This is a genomic window from Kribbella sp. NPDC054772, from assembly GCF_053611945.1.
Map to the genome: position 1 here is coordinate 211,129 of NZ_JBSHBJ010000001.1, position 16,022 is coordinate 227,150.

Consider the following 16,022-nt stretch of genomic DNA (forward strand, 5'->3'; position numbering starts at 1 on the left):
TCGGCAAGCAGTGGCTAACGACCGCACGCCGTGGACACTGGAACCATGGAGTACGCCGACCTGTCCGATTTCCTGCGCAAACGCCGCGAGGCCCTGCAACCCGAGGACGTCGGCATGCCCCGCGGACGTCGCCGCCGTACGCCGGGTCTGCGGCGCGAGGAGGTCGCCGCGCTGGCATCGATGTCGGCCGACTACTACAGCCGGCTCGAGGGCGGCCGCGGACCGCAGCCGTCGGTGGAGATGCTCACCGCGATCGCTCGCGCGCTCCGGCTGACCCTCGCCGAGCGCGACCACATGTTCCTGCTGGCCGGCCACGGTACGCCGCCGCGCACCACGCGTCCCGACCACGTCGACCCGGGCATGCTGCGGATCCTCGATCGCCTGCAGGACACCCCGGCGCTGCTGCTGAACCGCCACGGCGAGACCCTTGCTCAAACGCCGGCTCATGTCGCGTTCGCCGGCGAGCAGACCAACTACGACGGGCTGGAGCGCAGCGAGGTCTACCGCTGGTTCGCCCATCCGGAGACCCGGGCGCTGTACGCCGAGCCGGAGGTCGGCACGCACAGCCGCGTCCTGGTCTCGAAGCTGCGAACGGTCGCGACCGTCGACGGCCCGAAGTCGTACGCCGCCTCGATCGTCAGCGAGTTACAGAAACTCAGCCCGGAGTTCGCCGCGATCTGGGACGCGCATGAAGTCGTGGACGGGCACAGCAGGACCAAGCGATTCCGGCATCCGGTGGTCGGCGAGCTGGAGCTGTACTGCGAGCTGATCGACAACCGTGATCAGCAGCAGACGCTGATCGTGTTCACCGCGGAGCCAGGCAGCGAGAGCGCCGAGAGGTTGCGGTTGCTCGGCGTTCTGGGAAGTCAGGCGATGAACTCTGGACAGGGTTTTGATCGGGAGTTAATTTAAGTCCTGAAATTTCATAAAGGTTCTGACGGAAAGGTCCGCCCCCATGCTTTCCGATCGATTTCGCCTGCCCACAATCCTGTCCACTCGCCTACTCACTGGCCTGCTGGCGCTGGTCCTGCTGATCAGCGGGCTCACCTCTACCGCGGTCGCCACGGTTGACGCGACCTTCAAGGTGCTCGCGTTCTACAGCGGGACCTGGGACGCCGCCCACATCGACTTCGAGAAGGAAGCGAACCAGCGCTTCCCGCAGTTCGGCGCCGACAACGGTTTCTCCTACACGGCCACCAACAACTGGGATCAGCTGAACATGCTGAGCGCGGCGCAGTACCAGGTGGTGATGTTCCTCGACGACTCGCCGCACACCGACGCGCAACGCAACGGGTTCAAGCACTACATGGACAACGGTGGTGCGTTCTTCGGCTTCCACGTCTCGGCGTACAACGACGCCAGTGGTGGGTGGCCGTGGTTCAACAACACGTTCCTCGGCACCGGCCGGTTCCAGTCCAACACGTGGGGACCGACCGCGGTGACGTTGCGGACCGAGAACCGCTCGCACCCGGCGCTGGTGAACACCGGCGCGACGTTCCGCTCGTCGGTCAGCGAGTGGTACAGCTGGCAGAACGATCTGCGGAACAATCCGGACATCCAGATTCTGGCGTCCGTCGATCCGTCCAGTTTCCCGGTCGGGACGGATCCGAACCAGACCTGGTACAGCGGCTACTACCCGATCATCTGGACGAACAAGAACTACAAGATGATCTACGCGAACTTCGGCCACAACGCGATGAACTACGAGACCAACACCCGACTCTCGTCGACCTTCGACAGCCCGGCCCAGAACCAGTTCGTGATGGACGCCCTGAAATGGCTGGGCGGCGCCGGAACGACTCCGCCGGTCGACCAACCCGCACCGACGCGACCAAGGTGATCGACGTGACCGGAGTTTCCGCCGCGGACAGCACGCAACTCGTCCAACTCACCTGCGACGGTGGTCCGGCGCAGTCCTTCACGCTGACGACGGCCTGACTCGCGGCCGGGCCGATCGAGCTGCGGGCGGCCTGGGCTGCGGTTAGATTGCGGCGCATGAGAATCCTGCGTGTGGCCGCTCTCGCGGCAGGAGGTCTGTTGGTGATGTCTCAGGTTCTTCCCGCCCAGGCGCACGGCGGATCGTCGTACCGCTGGGAAATGACGCCGACCGGAAGTACGGCGCAGTTCCGCGGTCTCGCGGCGGTCAGCAAGGACGTCGCCTGGGTGGGTGGGACCGAAGGGACGGTGCTGCGGACGATCGACGGTGGCAAGCATTGGCAGAACGTCAGTCCGGCCGGTGCGGAGAAACTGCAGTTCCGTGACGTCGAGGCGTTCGACGCGCAACGCGCGGTCGCCCTGACGATCGGCACCGGCGAGGACTCCCGGGTCTACCGCACGGCCGACGGCGGAAAGACCTGGTCGGAAACGTTCCGGAACACGGACCCGAACGCGTTCTACGACTGCTTCGCTTTTCATGACGGAAAGCACGGTCTGGCGCTGAGCGATCCGGTGGACGGAAAGTTCCGGATCGCCGCGACCGCCGACGGTGGAAAGTCCTGGAAAGTCCAGCCGGCCGACGGAATGCCGGCCGCGCTCCCCGGTGAGTTCGCATTCGCCGCGAGCGGCACCTGCCTGGTCGCCGGTCCTGGCGGTACGGCGTGGTTCGCGACCGGAGGCGGCGATCGGCCGCGGGTGTTCCGGACCATCGACGGCGGTCGGCACTGGAAGGTCGGCGATTCGCCGATGGCCAGTGGCGAGGCGGCTGGAATCTTCAGCCTCGCGTTCCGGAACCCGTTGTTCGGTGTCGCGCTCGGCGGTGATTTCACCAAGCCGACCGAAGCGGTGAACGCGGCCTCGGTCACCTACGACGGCGGCCGGACGTGGACGTTGGTCGCGGCGGACAAGGCACCGAAGGGGTACCGGAGCGGTTCGCACTTCGTGCCGTGGTCGCCGTTGACCGTCGTGGCGGTCGGTCCGTCCGGGAGCGACGTGAGCCTGGACGGCGGGCGGAGCTGGACGCAGTTCTACGACGGCAGCTTCGACAGCGTCGAGTGCGCCGGTCACGGCGTTCAGGCCGGCTGCTGGGCCTCCGGCGCGAAGGGTGCCGTCGGCCGGCTCGTCCACTAGACCCCAGACGTAGAACCCAGACGCCCGCTCGCGTTCAGACCGGCGACACTCGCTTGTTGAGCGGGTGTCGCCGGTTTTCCGGAAGGATGGTCACATGCGTAAATTGCTGACGGTCCTCGTGGGGTTCCTGATGGTGGTGCCAACGGTCGCGGCGGCCCAGCCCGACACCCGGCCGGACGCGGGTCGCCCGGATCGGCCGCTGACGGTGATGACGTACAACATCCACCACGGCGCCGGGATCGACGGCGTCCTCGACCTCGAGCGGATCGCGGTCCTGATCCAGAAGTCCGGCGCCGACGTGATCGGGCTGCAGGAGGTCGACCGGCATTGGGACGTCCGGAGCAACTGGGTCGACCAGCCGGCCTGGTTCGCGCAGCGGCTCGGGATGCACTACGCGTACGCCGCCAACCTCGACCTCCCGCCGGTGAACCCGGGGGAGCCGCGGCGCCAGTACGGGACCGCGATCCTGTCGAAGTACCCGATCCAGGACTTCGAGAACACGCTGTTGCCGAAATACCCGGCCGGTGAGCAGCGCGGTCTGGCGGTGGCGGACCTCACGGTGCGCGGCGCCAAGCTGCGGTTCGCGAACACGCACCTGACCAGCAACAACAACGCCGAGCGGCTGGAGCAGGCGCAGAAGGTGGTCGAGCTGCTCGGCGGTTCGAAGACCCCGACCCTGCTCGTCGGCGACCTGAACGCGATCCCGACCGCGCCGGAGATCAAGACGCTGACCGCGGTGTACGACGACACCTGGGTCGAGGTCGGCGAGGGCCCCGGTTACACGATCGAGGCGGACAACCCGACCAAGCGGATCGACTTCCAGCTGCACAGTGCGGGCCTGCGCCCGACGAAGGCCGCCGTACCGGTGACGCCCGCGTCGGACCATCTGCCGGTGGTCGCCTCGTTCGTCCTCAGCTGAATCACACCTGCACCACCAGTCCCACACATCGCCTCTCCGGCTCCGGCCGGAGGGGCGTTTTCGTGCGCCCACCTGCAGGTTCGCGGAATTACAAGCTTGTAGTTTGTCAAGTCGACACACGGGTGAAATAAAGATACTTGTGTGAAAGCTGTTCCCAATGGGGCTGCAGGCAACTAGTGTCACCTATGTGGTCCAGGAGGACCAAAAGTTCACGAACCCTGGGGAAGGGGTTCGTGACCGGCGGAAGGAACGACCCGATGCGGACGCCCTCGAGGGCCACGTCCGGTGAGCGGGTCGCGAGTACTGGGAAGACCGGCCGGGCAGGCAAGGTCCTGCTCTCCGGTGTGCTCGCGATCTGTCTGGCCGGCTCCATGGCCGTCCCCACCCTCCCGGCGGAGGCGACGAAGCCGAAGCCGCCGGTGATCCCGTCCAAGGCCGCCGTGGAGCGCGCCAAGCAGGCCGCCGCCTCGAAGGCCGGCCAGGTCGCCGCGATCGAGCGGCAGCTCGCCGCGGCGAACGCCCGGCTCGAGCAACTCGGCATCCAGTCCGGGATCGCCGACGAGGCCTACAACGGTGCCGTGTACCGGCTGCAGCAGGCCAAGGCCGATGCCACGGCCGCCGCTGCCCGCGCGGCCGAGGCGCAGAAGACACTGACCACCCAACGGCAGCAGATCGGTCGCTTCGCCGCCGCGTCGTACCAAGGGGGTGGCGACGTGGCGAAGATCGCGCCGCTGTTCACCGCCGAGGGGCCGCAGCAGCTGCTCGACTCGGCCGGTGCCGCGCACTCGGTCTCGGCCGCGATGCAGGGCTCCTACCTGCGGTACTCCGCGACGCAGGTGATGACGAACCTGTTCAAGGTGCAGGCCGACCAGGCGGTCGTAAAGGTGAAGCACGCGACCGACGAAGCCGCGAAGGCGAAGAAGGCGGCCGAGGACGCGGAGGCCGCGCAGGCGTCCGCGGTGACCGCGATGGGGGTGCAGCGCACACAGTCGATCGCGCAGCTCGCCACCCTGCAGAACATCTCGGTGAAGGTCGCCGCCCAGCGGCAGGCGGGGCTCGAGGAGCTTGCACGCCAGCGTGCCGCCGCGCTCGCCGCGAAGAAGGCCCGCGAGCTGAAGGCGCGGATCGCCGCCCGGGAGGCCGCCGAGCGGCGCGCAGAGGCGGCCGAGCGGGCCCGGGAAGCGGCCGCGCAGGCGCGCGAGGAGCGCGAGGAGAAGGAACAGGCGAAGCAGAACCACGGCAAGAAGCCGAAGCGCCACAAGCCGTCGACGCCCACCCGGGACAACGACAACGGCGGCAGCAGCCACGGCTCCCGGAAGGGTTCGCGGGCGGCGATCGACTTCGCGATCAAGCAGCTCGGCGACATGTACCTGTGGGGTGCGACTGGTCCGAACCGCTGGGACTGTTCGGGTCTGACGCAGGGCGCCTGGGAGAAGGCCGGTGTGCAGCTCCCGCACTACAGCGTCGCGCAGTACGAGCAGATCCAGCACATCCAGGAAGACGACCTGCGGCCGGGCGACCTGATCTTCTGGGCGCTGAACCCGAACGATCCGGGCACCATCCACCACGTCGCGCTGTACCTCGGCAACGGGCAGATGATCCACGCGCCGCGGACCGGGAAGCCGGTGCAGATCGACAGCGTGTACTACTGGGTCCCGCCGAACTTCTTCGGCCGTCCCTGATCGTTGTCCCCGGCACCAATGCCCTGGTGCCGGGGACACTTCTTTCTCAGACCCTGTCAGACCAGCCGGTGTCCGCCGTCGGCGTGCAGAACGGTGCCGGTGATGAAACCATTGCGGAGCAGGGCGATGATCGCCGCGGCGATGTCCTGGGTGCGGCCGATCCGGCCGACCGGAAGGCGGGCCGCCATCGCGGCCAAGGTCTCCGGAGCGGCGTCGCCCGCGACGTCCTGCCAGATCGGGGTGTCCACCCAGCCGGGTGACACCACGTTGACCCGCAGCGGAGCGAGCTCGACCGCGAGCGCCGCAGCCAGCGAGGCCAGTGCTCCGTTGAGTGCCGCGAGCAACGAAGCCCGGGGCCCCGGACGGTACGCCGCGATGCCCGACGTGAACACGAACGAGCCGCCGGGTTCGAGCAGCGGTGCGCCGTGCTTGGCGAGCAGCAATGGGCCGAGCAGCTTGGAGTCGAACGGCGGATCGGGCCGCGGGGACGTCGTACTCGCTGATCGGCTGGTAGGCGCCGCGGACGTCGGCGGCCGTGCTGACGATGTGGCTGACCTTGCCGGTGGTCGCGAACAGTCGTTCGATGTCCTGCTCGACGGCGAGGTCTATGGCGACGGTGCGGACGCCGAGCTCCCGACGTACCGCGTCGAGCTTGTCGGCGGAGCGGCCGGCGACGGTGACTTCGCTGCCTTGGGCAACGAGTTCGGCCGCGAGGGCGCGGCCCATGCCCGAGCTGCCGCCGACGACTACTACGTGTTCGTGCACTGAATCTCCTTCGGTGGTTGACGTTTCGAGCCAACCACCGGGAGTGTCAGTCCACCACGACTTGCTCGCTAACGACCGTTAGGCCGGGACTAACAGTCATTGCCTGGAGTACCGGATTGTTCGAGTCGGTGCGCCAGACCGCGGCGTACCGGGCGACCAACGGGCGGCCTTCGAGCGGTCGCCAGACGACCTCCGGTGTCGCGGCCCGCCGGGAGCCGAGACTGATCGCGGTCCGCCGGACGAGCAGGGCCGAGCGCAGCTGCGAATGACTCATGCTGATGTCGCTGAGCCGTACGCCGCTACCGATCCGGCGCAGCGTGTCGTCGTGGAACTCGGGCGCGGCGGACCGTGGGATCCAGATCAGCTCGAGGCCGGTCAGGTCGGACAGTGTGAGCTGAGGCCGGGCGGCGAGTGGGTGGGACGCGGTGAGCAGTACGCCGAGCTCCTCGGTGGCGAGATGCTCGGAGGTGATTGCCGGGGGCAAGGTCAGTGGCGTGCGGACCAGGCCGAGGTCGATTTCGCCGGAGACCAGCATCCGGAGCTGCTCCGCGGTAGTGCCGGCCTCCAGCGTGACGGTGCTGTTCGGGAAGCGTTCGGTGGCGAGCTGTTCGAGGGCGGCCGGGAGCGAGCCCGGGATGCCGTTCAGCAGACCGAGGCGGAGTACCGGCTCGTCCAGGCCGGCGGCCCGGCGCGTGTCCTTCAGCGCCAGGCCCGCCGCCTGGATCGTCTCCCGGGCCCGGGAGAGCAGGACCTGCCCGGCCGGGGTGAGCTCGACGCCGCGGCTGTGCCGGATCAGCAGCGTGGTCCCGATCTCACGTTCGAGCTGCTTGATCTGCTGGCTGAGCGTCGGGGTCGAGATATAGAGGCGTTCCGCGGCACGGCCGAAATGCAGCTCCTCGGCGACGCCGACGAAGTACCGCAACTGCCGAAGCTCCACGCGGCGGATTTTATCCGCAAACGCCTCGCGGCGGTGGCTACGGTACGGCGATCAGCCGGCCGAGGTTGGCGCGGGCGTCGAGCGTCTCGTGGATCCGTGCGACATCCGCGAGCGGATGGGTGGCGTGCACGACCGGGCGGAGCTCGCCGGACTGCCAGCGGCGGGTGACCTCGGCGATGTCGGCGCGTGCCTCCTCGGGGCGGGCCTGCTGCCAGCCCCAGAACGAGACGCCGGTGAGTGAGCGGAGGCCGAGACCGAGTACCGGGACCGACGGGACCTCGGTGGTGATGGCGCCGTAGGAGACCATCGTGCCGAGCGGTTTGACCAGGTCGAGGCCTTGGGCGAACACGGTGCCGCCGACCGCGTCCAGGACGGTGTCGACGCCGTCCGGTGCCAGCGCGCGGACCTTGGCCGGCCAGTCGGGATCGGTGAGGTCGACGGGTTCGGCGCCGAGTTCGCGGATGAAGTCGAGGCGCTGCGCGGAGGACGCCGTACCGATGATCGTCTTGGGGTCGTGGGAGCGGGCGAGCTGGACCGCGAGGTGGCCGATGGTGCCGGCGGCGGACTGGATCAGGACGGTGCCGCCCGCCGGGACGCGGCCGGCCTCGAGGATCCGGAGGGCGAGCGGGGCGGCCAGCGACATCATCGTGGCCTCGCCCGCGTCGGCGTCCTCGGGGATGCTCGCCAGGAAACCGGCGTCGGCGACGGCGTACTCGGCGAAGGCGTCTTCGGTGAGCGCGGAGACGCGCTGCCCTACGGCGACGCCCGGCGGGGTATCGGGGCCGAGCGCGACGACCCGACCGACGATGTCGCCGGTCAAGGTGCCGGGGAGCGGGCGGTCCCAGGGCGAGCCGCCGCGGCGGAGCACGGCGTCGATCGCGTTCGCGCCGATCGCCTCGGCCTGGATCAGCACCTGGCCGGGGCCGGGCTCGGGGATGTCGACCTCGTCGAGCTGCAGGACCTCGGGACCGCCGTGGCGCTGGAAGCGCACTGCGCGCATAGTGGGTACTCCATATCGTGGGTGCTAGAAATAATGGGAGATTCCCACGATATAACCAGAGGTCGAGGTTGCCAATAGAGTTGCGGGGTGAAGAAGGGGACGACGCATCGGCTGTCCGACCGGGTGCTCTGGGCACTGGGGCGGGCCAGTCAGCAGTCCCAGCGGCTGATCCGCCAGCACATGGCGGAGGCCGGTGTCCGGACGCAGCACTATCACGTGCTCGCCAGCCTGGCCGACGACGGCGAGGCGGCGCAGGCGACGGTCGCGGACCGGATCGGGTTCGACCGCAGCGATCTCGTCGGCCTGCTGGACGAGTTGGAGCAGCTGGAGTTCCTGGCGCGCCGGGTCGACCCGGCGGACCGGCGACGCAAGATCATCGCCATCACCCCGGCCGGCGAGCAGCAGCTGGAGGCGATGGACCAGCTGATCTACGCCGCCGAGGCGGACCTGCTCGAGCCGCTGACGGCGGCGGAGCGCAAGACCTTGCTGTCTCTGCTCCGCCGGCTGTCAGGCGACTGAAGGGTCAGTGCCCCTCGGACTTCAGGCGGTTGAACGAGGCGGTGATCTCGGCCTCGGCCTCCGCGCGGCCGACCCAGGTCGCGCCCTCGACGGACTTGCCGGGCTCGAGGTCCTTGTAGACCTCGAAGAAGTGCTGGATCTCGAGGCGGTCGAACTCCGGCACGTGGTGGATGTCGCGCAGGTGCTCCTGCCGCGGGTCACCGGCCGGGACGCAGAGGACCTTGTCGTCCGGGCCCTTCTCGTCGGTCATCCGGAACATGCCGATCGCGCGCGAGCGGATCAGACAGCCCGGGAAGGTCGGCTCCGGCAGCAGAACCAGCGCGTCCAGCGGGTCGCCGTCCTGGCCGAGGGTGTCCTCGATGAACCCGTAGTCGGACGGATACTGGGTCGCGGTGAACAGGGTCCGATCCAGCCGCAGACGGTTCGTCTTGTGGTCCAGCTCGTACTTGTTGCGGGTGCCCTTGGGGATCTCGATGAAGACGTCGAACTCCATACGGCAGATACTGTCACGGTTCCGACCGACCGAATGACAGGAGCAGCCCGGTGGCCCGACCTGCCCGTGCGGCATTCGTCACGCTCCTCACCACGGCGCTGTGCTGCGGCAGCCTGGTGAGCAGCGCGCGCGCCGTACCCGCATCCGTGCAGACCACCCAGCAGACCACGGCGCAGACCATGGGGCAGGCGCCCGCGGTGCTGGCACCCGCCACGACCGAGGGGGCCGCGCCGACGGCCGTCGGCGTCGCCAAGGTGCTCGCGGGGGTCCTCAAGGACCCGTCGCTCGGCACGCACCACGGGGTCTACGTGTACGACGCGTCGCGGAACAAGCCCGTGTTCTCGGTCGGGGCGACCACGCCGTACACGCCGGCCTCGACGCTGAAGCTCCTCACTACGGTGTCGGCGCTGTCGACGCTCGGGCCGGACCACACGTTCGCCACGAAGGTGGTGAGCGCCGGGAAGGGCTCGATCGTCCTCGTCGGTGGCGGTGACCCGCTGCTCGCCACCAAGCCGTCCGCGAGCGACGGCTTCCCGACCCGCGCCACGCTCCAGACCCTGGCCGCGAGTACAGCGAAGGCCCTCAAGGCGCAGGGCGTCGCCTCCGTGTCCCTGGGGTACGACGCCTCGCTGTTCACCGGACCGGCGATCAACGCGCGCTGGGAAGCCAACTACGTGCCCGAAGGCATCGCGGCTCCTACGTCGGCGCTGTGGGTCAACGAGGGCCGTACGGCGCCCGGTATGGCCAAGCGGTCGACTGCGCCGGCACAGGCCGCGGCGCTGGCGTTCCAGAAGCTGCTGACGCAGTACGGCATCAAGGTGCTTGCTACCAAGCCCGCGGTCGCGGCGGCCGCCGCTGCCCCGCTCGCGCAGGTGAAGTCGCCGACACTCGGTCAGATCGTCGAGTACATCAACCTGCACAGCGACAACGACGGCGCCGAGGTGCTGCTGCGGCACGTCGGTATCGCGACCAAGAACGGCGGCTCGTACGTCGGCGGCGTCAAGGGTGTCCGCGCCACGCTCACCAGTCTCGGCCTGGACGTTTCCAAGGCGACGATCTACGACGGCAGCGGTCTGACGCGCGCCAACAAGGTTCCGCTCGATTTGCTGGCCGGTGCGGTCCGGGTGGCCGTGTCGAAGAGCCATCCGGAGCTGCGGCACCTGTTGACCGGGCTGCCGATCGCCGGGTTCGACGGAAGCCTCAGGGAGCGTTTCACGACCGCCGGCACCAGCACGGGCCTCGGACTGGTCCACGCGAAGACCGGGACGCTCACCGGCGTCCACAGCCTCGCTGGGTACGCCCGCGACCGCACCGGCACGCTGCTGGTGTTCGCCGTCGCCAGCGACAGCGTCCCGGTCCCGAAGACCCTCGACGCCCGCGCCGCCCTCGACCGCACCACAGCAGCCCTGGCCACCTGCGGCTGCTGAACAGGCGCGCATGTTGGGACATACCGGGCCATCTCTCCTAACCCCCCGCCTACTGCGCGGCACTCGGCGGGCACCTCGCCGCGCTGGAGCAAAGGGCACGATGAAATCCACATCGAGCCCTCCGCTCCAGCGCACCGAGGCACTCCGCCGAGCACCTGCTCGCGACGGCGGGGGATTAGGAGAGATGGCCTAGGGTCGTTGTATGAGTACGGCGGAAGGCGGGACCACGACCGAGATGGTCGACTGGCAGCTGGCGACCGGTGTGGCGCGGAAGCTGGTGCGCCCGGGGCCGGCGGTCAGCCGCGCGGAGGCGGACCAGGTGGTCGCCGAGCTGCGCCGGTTCGCGGCCGAGTCCGAGGGGCATGTCCGCGAGTTCACCGGTCTGCAGGCCACATCGGCGACCGCACCGGTCGTGATCGTGGACCGGCCGGGCTGGGTGCAGGCGAACGCGGACGGCTTCCGGACCGTGCTGCAGCCGCTGGCGGACAAGCTCCGCGAGAAGGCGAACGGGGCCGCCGGTCTGTCCTCCGCGGTCGGGTCCCGGGTGACGGGGATCGAGGCCGGTGCGCTGCTCGCGTTCCTGTCGTCCCGGGTGCTCGGGCAGTTCGACCCCTTCTACCCGGCGCAGCCCGACCCGGACCGTCCCGGTCTGACCGGTCGACTGCTGCTGGTGGCGCCGAACGTGGTGCATGTCGAGTCCGAGCTGGGCGTCGTACCGCGGGACTTCCGGCTGTGGGTGTGTCTGCACGAGGAGACGCACCGGGTGCAGTTCACCGCGGTGCCGTGGCTGCGGGACCACCTGCGCTCGGAGATCGCGCTGTTCCTGGACCAGGCCGAGCTGGACGCTTCGGCGTACGCCGCGATGTTCCGCGAGGCCGTGCAGCGGCTTGGCCGGTCGGTGCGGGGTGAGGCCGAGCTGAGTCTGGTGGACCTCATGCAGTCCCCGGAGCAGCGTGCGGTCCTGGACCGACTGACTGCGGTGATGTCGCTGCTGGAGGGCCACGCGGACTTCGTGATGGACGGTGTCGGGCCGTCGGTGATTCCGACGGTGGACGCGATCCGGTCGAAGTTCTCGTCCCGCCGGCAGAGCGGCAACCCCGTGGACCAGCTGCTGAAGCGCCTGCTCGGGCTGGACGCGAAACTGCGGCAGTACAAGGACGGAGCCGCGTTCGTACGCCGGGTGGTGGACCGCGTCGGTATGGAGGGCTTCAACCGCGTCTGGACCGGACCGAACACGCTGCCGACCAAGAACGAGATCGCGAACCCGGATGCCTGGGTCACCCGACTCCACGGCTGAGCCGGCTCAGTCAGCTGATTCGGCTGGGTCGGCTGAGTCGGCTATGGAGGAGCTGGTCGAGCAGCGGCGTGGAAAGCTGCACCCCGCCGTCGCCAGGACACGTGAGGCGGTGCGAGCCACGCTGGCCGAGCTGCCGCAGGGCACGACGGTCCTGGTCGCCTGCTCGGGCGGTACCGACTCACTGGCGCTGGCAGCGGCAACGGCCTTTGAAGCGCCGAAGCTCGGTCTGCGGGCCGGTGCGGTCATCGTGGACCACGGTCTGCAACCCGACTCGGCCAATGTCGCGGAGACAGCCGCAGACCAGTGCAGGGCCCTCGGGCTGGACCCTGTCCACGTGCGGCAGGTGACGGTCGGCGTCGAGGGCGGTCCGGAGGCCGCTGCGCGGACAGCGCGGTACGACGCACTTCGCGACGCTGCCGATGAGCTGGGCGCAGACGTCGTACTGCTGGCTCATACGCGGGACGACCAGGCGGAGACCGTGTTGCTCGGGCTGGGACGTGGGTCCGGGGCGCGGTCGCTGGCCGGGATGGCTGCAGTGGTCGGTCTGCTGCGACGGCCGTTCCTCGAGGTACCGCGGGCCACTACAGCCGCCGCGTGCATCGCTGGCGGGCTCCGGCCGTGGCATGACCCGCACAACGACGATCCGCAGTACACGCGGGTTCGCGTACGTCACGAAGTGCTGCCGGTGCTCGAAGAGGCGCTGGGGCCTGGCGTGGTCGAGGCACTGGCCCGTACGGCGGGGCTGCTGCGCGCGGACGCGGATGCGCTCGATCAGCTCGCCGCGGACGTTGCCGAGACCGCGCTGAGCCGCGGGGAAGGTGAAGTACGCAGCGAGATCGCAGTACTCACTGACGAGCCCGCAGCGATCAGGACCCGAGTACTGCGGCAGGCCGCGCTGGAGGCGGGTTGCCGGGCCACGGACCTCACCGCCGGCCATGTGGCGTCCGTCGACGCCCTGGTGACCGGCTGGCGCGGGCAGCGCTGGATCGATCTGCCCCAAGGGATTCGCGCCATCCGCAAGGCCGGATTCATCATCCTCGGGCCGAATGTGACAGGCTGAGCGCCGTGGATGCGGCGGACATCGAGAAGGACCTGACCAAGATCCATTACACCGAGGAGCAGATCCTCGAGAAGCTGCGGGAGCTCGCAGCGCGGATCGAGGCCGATTACGAGGGCAAGGACCTGCTGCTGGTCGGCGTCCTGCGCGGCGCGGTGATGGTGATGGCCGACCTGGCCCGGTCGTTCAGCCGGCACATCGAGATGGACTGGATGGCCATCTCGTCGTACGGCTCCGGGACCAAGTCGTCGGGTGTGGTGCGGATCCAGAAGGACCTGGACACCGACATCACCAACCGGCACGTGCTGATCGTCGAGGACATCATCGACACCGGCCTCACGCTCAGCTGGCTGGTCAGTAACCTGGAGTCACGGAAACCGGCCTCGCTGGAGCTCTGCACGGCGTTCGTGAAGCCGGACGCGGCCAAGATGCAGGTCCCGGTGAAGTACGTCGGTCTGGAGCTGCCGGACGAGTTCGTCGTCGGGTACGGCCTGGACTACGCGGAGAAGTACCGGAACCTGCGGTGCGTCGCGACGCTGGCGCCGCACGTCTATTCCTGACCCGGCCTCTCGGGGCAGACTTGGTGACAGCCTGTACAACAGGTCGTACCGTCGTTCGGTGACCCTCGTGGTCGGCAGGCTTGCCCGGCACGAGACACTTGGACTGGTGTTACCGTCACAAGCCCGCAAACCCGGGCCTGCCGAGCTAGGAGGGACGGGGCCTAGGCCTCGATCATGGACGTGAAGCGCATCTTCCGCGGACCCCTGTTCTGGATCGTCGTCGCCTTCCTTGGCGTCCTGGTGATCGGGCAGCTCCTGACCGGCTCGACCGGGTACAAGTCCGAACCGACCGGCCAGGTCGTGCAGCTGATCCAGCAGGCGAAGTCGTCGAGCGACAAGACGATCAAGTCGGTGACGCTGATCGACCCCGATCAGGAGATCCGGGTCGAGAAGTCCGACGGGTCCAAGATCAAGGCCAACTGGGTGGACGGGCAGGCCGACTCGCTCGGCAGCGACCTGCAGGGGCTCTTCCAGGACGGCAAGATCCAGACCTACAACGTCGAGAACCCGAAGCCGAGCTTCATCGGCCAGGTGTTCTCCACGCTGATCCCGTTCCTGCTGATCGCGGTCGTGTTCATCTTCTTGATGAACTCGATGCAGGGCGGCGGCTCCCGGGTCATGAGCTTCGCCAAGTCCAAGGCCAAGCTGATCACCAAGGACACTCCGAAGACGACGTTCGCGGACGTCGCCGGATGTGACGAGGCGATCGAGGAGCTCGGCGAGATCAAGGAGTTCCTCCAGGAACCGGGCAAGTTCCAGGCGGTCGGCGCGAAGATCCCGAAGGGCGTGCTGCTCTACGGCCAGCCCGGTACCGGTAAGACCCTGCTGGCCCGTGCGGTCGCCGGTGAGGCCGGCGTGCCGTTCTACTCGATCTCCGGTTCGGACTTCGTCGAGATGTTCGTCGGTGTCGGTGCCTCCCGGGTCCGCGACCTGTTCGAGCAGGCCAAGACGAACGCGCCGGCGATCGTGTTCATCGACGAGATCGACGCCGTCGGCCGGCACCGTGGCGCGGGCCTCGGCGGTGGCCACGACGAGCGCGAGCAGACGCTGAACCAGCTGCTGGTCGAGATGGACGGCTTCGACGTCCGCGGCGGTGTGATCCTGATCGCGGCCACCAACCGGCCGGATGTGCTCGACCCGGCGCTGCTGCGCCCGGGCCGCTTCGACCGGCAGATCGCCGTCGACGCCCCGGACCTGCCGGGCCGGACGCAGATCCTCAAGGTGCACGCCCGCGGCAAGCCGATGGCGCAGGACGTGGACCTGACCGCGGTCGCCCGCCGGACGCCCGGTATGACCGGTGCCGACCTGGCCAACGTGCTGAACGAGGCGGCGCTGCTGACCGCCCGCTCGAACGCGCAGCTGATCGACAACCGCGCGCTGGACGAAGCCATCGACCGCGTGATCGCCGGTCCGCAGCGGCGTACCCGCCTGATGTCGGACAAGGAGAAGGTGCTCACCGCGTACCACGAGGGTGGGCACGCGCTGGTCGCCGCGGCGCTGCCGCACTCCGACCCGGTGCAGAAGGTGACGATCCTGCCGCGTGGCCGCGCGCTCGGCTACACGATGGTGATGCCGGACGAGGACAAGTACTCGACCACCCGGTCGGAGATGCTGGACAAGCTGGCCTACATGCTCGGTGGCCGCGCCGCCGAGGAGATGGTCTTCCACGACCCGACCACGGGTGCCAGCAACGACATCGAGAAGGCGACGGCGCTCGCCCGGGCCATGGTCACGCAGTACGGCATGACCGAGCGGCTCGGTGCGATCAAGTTCGGCCAGGAGAGCGCCGAGCCGTTCCTCGGCCGCGACATCGGCAGCCAGCGGAACTACTCCGAGGAGATCGCGGCCGCGGTCGACGAAGAGGTCGGCAAGCTGATCCTGAACGCGCACCAGGAGGCCTTCGACATCCTGGTCGAGAACCGCGCGGTCCTGGACCACCTGGTCGAGGAGCTGCTGGAGAAGGAGACCCTGGACAAGCACCAGATCGCCCGCGTGTTCACGCCGGTGGTCAAGCGCGAGCGGCGGCCGGCCTGGACCGGCTCGTCCACCCGGGTCCCGTCCGACCAGCCGCCGGTGATGCCGATCCCGACCCGCGCGGAGCAGAACGGTTCGCTGTCCGACGTACTGCCCGGTGGTTCCGTCGGCCCGGACGAGGCGATCCGCCCGCCGGACTACGGCAGCGGCCCGACGCCGCCGACCAACCAGTGAGCCCAGAAGTGAGCTGAGACTCCAGGAAACGGGGGGCCCCCGGCGGGGGGGGGGGGGGGTGGTGGGGGGGGGGGGGGGGGGCGCGGGAGGGC

15 protein-coding genes and 1 pseudogene are annotated in these 16,022 nt (G+C 69.0%); 11 read left to right on the forward strand and 5 right to left on the reverse strand.

The window, feature by feature from the left end; genetic code table 11:
- Window positions 1–45: 45 nt before the first annotated feature.
- The 5 genes from ACWGID_RS01085 (at window position 46) to ACWGID_RS01105 (ending at window position 5,667) form a co-directional block, all read left to right on the forward strand.
- Entirely contained in the window at window positions 46–912 is an 867-nt protein-coding gene (locus ACWGID_RS01085) for a helix-turn-helix transcriptional regulator (protein WP_452193212.1), read from the forward strand.
- Between the two features lie 43 nt (window positions 913–955).
- Complete coding sequence (locus ACWGID_RS01090) at window positions 956–1,840, forward strand: ThuA domain-containing protein (RefSeq protein ID WP_452193214.1); 885 nt, start codon at window positions 956–958, stop codon at window positions 1,838–1,840.
- 155 nt (window positions 1,841–1,995) lie between these two features.
- Window positions 1,996–3,066 (forward strand): WD40/YVTN/BNR-like repeat-containing protein, encoded by a 1,071-nt coding sequence (locus ACWGID_RS01095; RefSeq protein WP_452193216.1) that lies wholly within the window; start codon window positions 1,996–1,998, stop codon window positions 3,064–3,066.
- Window positions 3,067–3,160: 94 nt separating this feature from the next.
- Window positions 3,161–3,985, forward strand: coding sequence for an endonuclease/exonuclease/phosphatase family protein (locus tag ACWGID_RS01100; protein ID WP_452193218.1), 825 nt, complete (start codon window positions 3,161–3,163; stop codon window positions 3,983–3,985).
- Window positions 3,986–4,242: 257 nt separating this feature from the next.
- Entirely contained in the window at window positions 4,243–5,667 is a 1,425-nt protein-coding gene (locus ACWGID_RS01105; protein ID WP_452193220.1) for a C40 family peptidase, read from the forward strand.
- Window positions 5,668–5,723: 56 nt separating this feature from the next.
- On the opposite strand, the gene ACWGID_RS01110 is transcribed toward ACWGID_RS01105, so the two are convergent.
- The 4 genes and pseudogenes from ACWGID_RS01110 to ACWGID_RS01125 form a co-directional block, all read right to left on the reverse strand.
- Window positions 5,724–6,110, reverse strand: coding sequence for an SDR family oxidoreductase (locus ACWGID_RS01110; protein ID WP_452193222.1), 387 nt, complete (start codon window positions 6,108–6,110; stop codon window positions 5,724–5,726).
- Between the two features lie 136 nt (window positions 6,111–6,246).
- A pseudogene (locus tag ACWGID_RS01115) lies at window positions 6,247–6,393 on the reverse strand (NAD(P)-binding domain-containing protein); the annotation flags it as partial.
- Between the two features lie 85 nt (window positions 6,394–6,478).
- The gene (locus tag ACWGID_RS01120) at window positions 6,479–7,369 is read right to left on the reverse strand and encodes a LysR family transcriptional regulator (RefSeq protein ID WP_452193223.1); all 891 of its coding nucleotides are present in this window, start codon (window positions 7,367–7,369) and stop codon (window positions 6,479–6,481) included.
- 37 nt (window positions 7,370–7,406) lie between these two features.
- Window positions 7,407–8,369: a quinone oxidoreductase family protein gene (locus tag ACWGID_RS01125; RefSeq protein ID WP_452193225.1), complete on the reverse strand. Its 963-nt coding sequence runs from the start codon at window positions 8,367–8,369 to the stop codon at window positions 7,407–7,409.
- 87 nt (window positions 8,370–8,456) lie between these two features.
- Between ACWGID_RS01125 and ACWGID_RS01130 the strand changes: the two genes are divergently transcribed.
- Entirely contained in the window at window positions 8,457–8,888 is a 432-nt protein-coding gene (locus ACWGID_RS01130; protein WP_452193226.1) for a MarR family winged helix-turn-helix transcriptional regulator, read from the forward strand.
- Window positions 8,889–8,892: 4 nt separating this feature from the next.
- On the opposite strand, the gene ACWGID_RS01135 is transcribed toward ACWGID_RS01130, so the two are convergent.
- Window positions 8,893–9,381, reverse strand: a complete 489-nt coding sequence (locus ACWGID_RS01135; RefSeq protein ID WP_452193228.1) for an inorganic diphosphatase — start codon at window positions 9,379–9,381, stop codon at window positions 8,893–8,895.
- A gap of 50 nt (window positions 9,382–9,431) precedes the next feature.
- On the opposite strand from ACWGID_RS01135, the gene dacB reads away from it, so the two are divergent.
- The 5 genes from dacB to ftsH all read left to right on the forward strand — a co-directional run bounded on the left by dacB (window position 9,432) and on the right by ftsH (window position 15,930).
- Complete coding sequence (gene dacB / locus ACWGID_RS01140) at window positions 9,432–10,808, forward strand: D-alanyl-D-alanine carboxypeptidase/D-alanyl-D-alanine endopeptidase (RefSeq protein ID WP_452193230.1); 1,377 nt, start codon at window positions 9,432–9,434, stop codon at window positions 10,806–10,808.
- A gap of 202 nt (window positions 10,809–11,010) precedes the next feature.
- Window positions 11,011–12,105 (forward strand): zinc-dependent metalloprotease, encoded by a 1,095-nt coding sequence (locus tag ACWGID_RS01145; protein ID WP_452193232.1) that lies wholly within the window; start codon window positions 11,011–11,013, stop codon window positions 12,103–12,105.
- A 43-nt stretch (window positions 12,106–12,148) separates the two neighbouring features.
- Complete coding sequence (tilS, locus tag ACWGID_RS01150) at window positions 12,149–13,165, forward strand: tRNA lysidine(34) synthetase TilS (RefSeq protein ID WP_452193234.1); 1,017 nt, start codon at window positions 12,149–12,151, stop codon at window positions 13,163–13,165.
- Window positions 13,166–13,170: 5 nt separating this feature from the next.
- Window positions 13,171–13,722 (forward strand): hypoxanthine phosphoribosyltransferase, encoded by a 552-nt coding sequence (gene hpt, locus ACWGID_RS01155; RefSeq protein WP_452193236.1) that lies wholly within the window; start codon window positions 13,171–13,173, stop codon window positions 13,720–13,722.
- Window positions 13,723–13,896: 174 nt separating this feature from the next.
- Entirely contained in the window at window positions 13,897–15,930 is a 2,034-nt protein-coding gene (gene ftsH / locus ACWGID_RS01160) for an ATP-dependent zinc metalloprotease FtsH (protein WP_452193238.1), read from the forward strand.
- Window positions 15,931–16,022 lie beyond the last annotated feature (92 nt).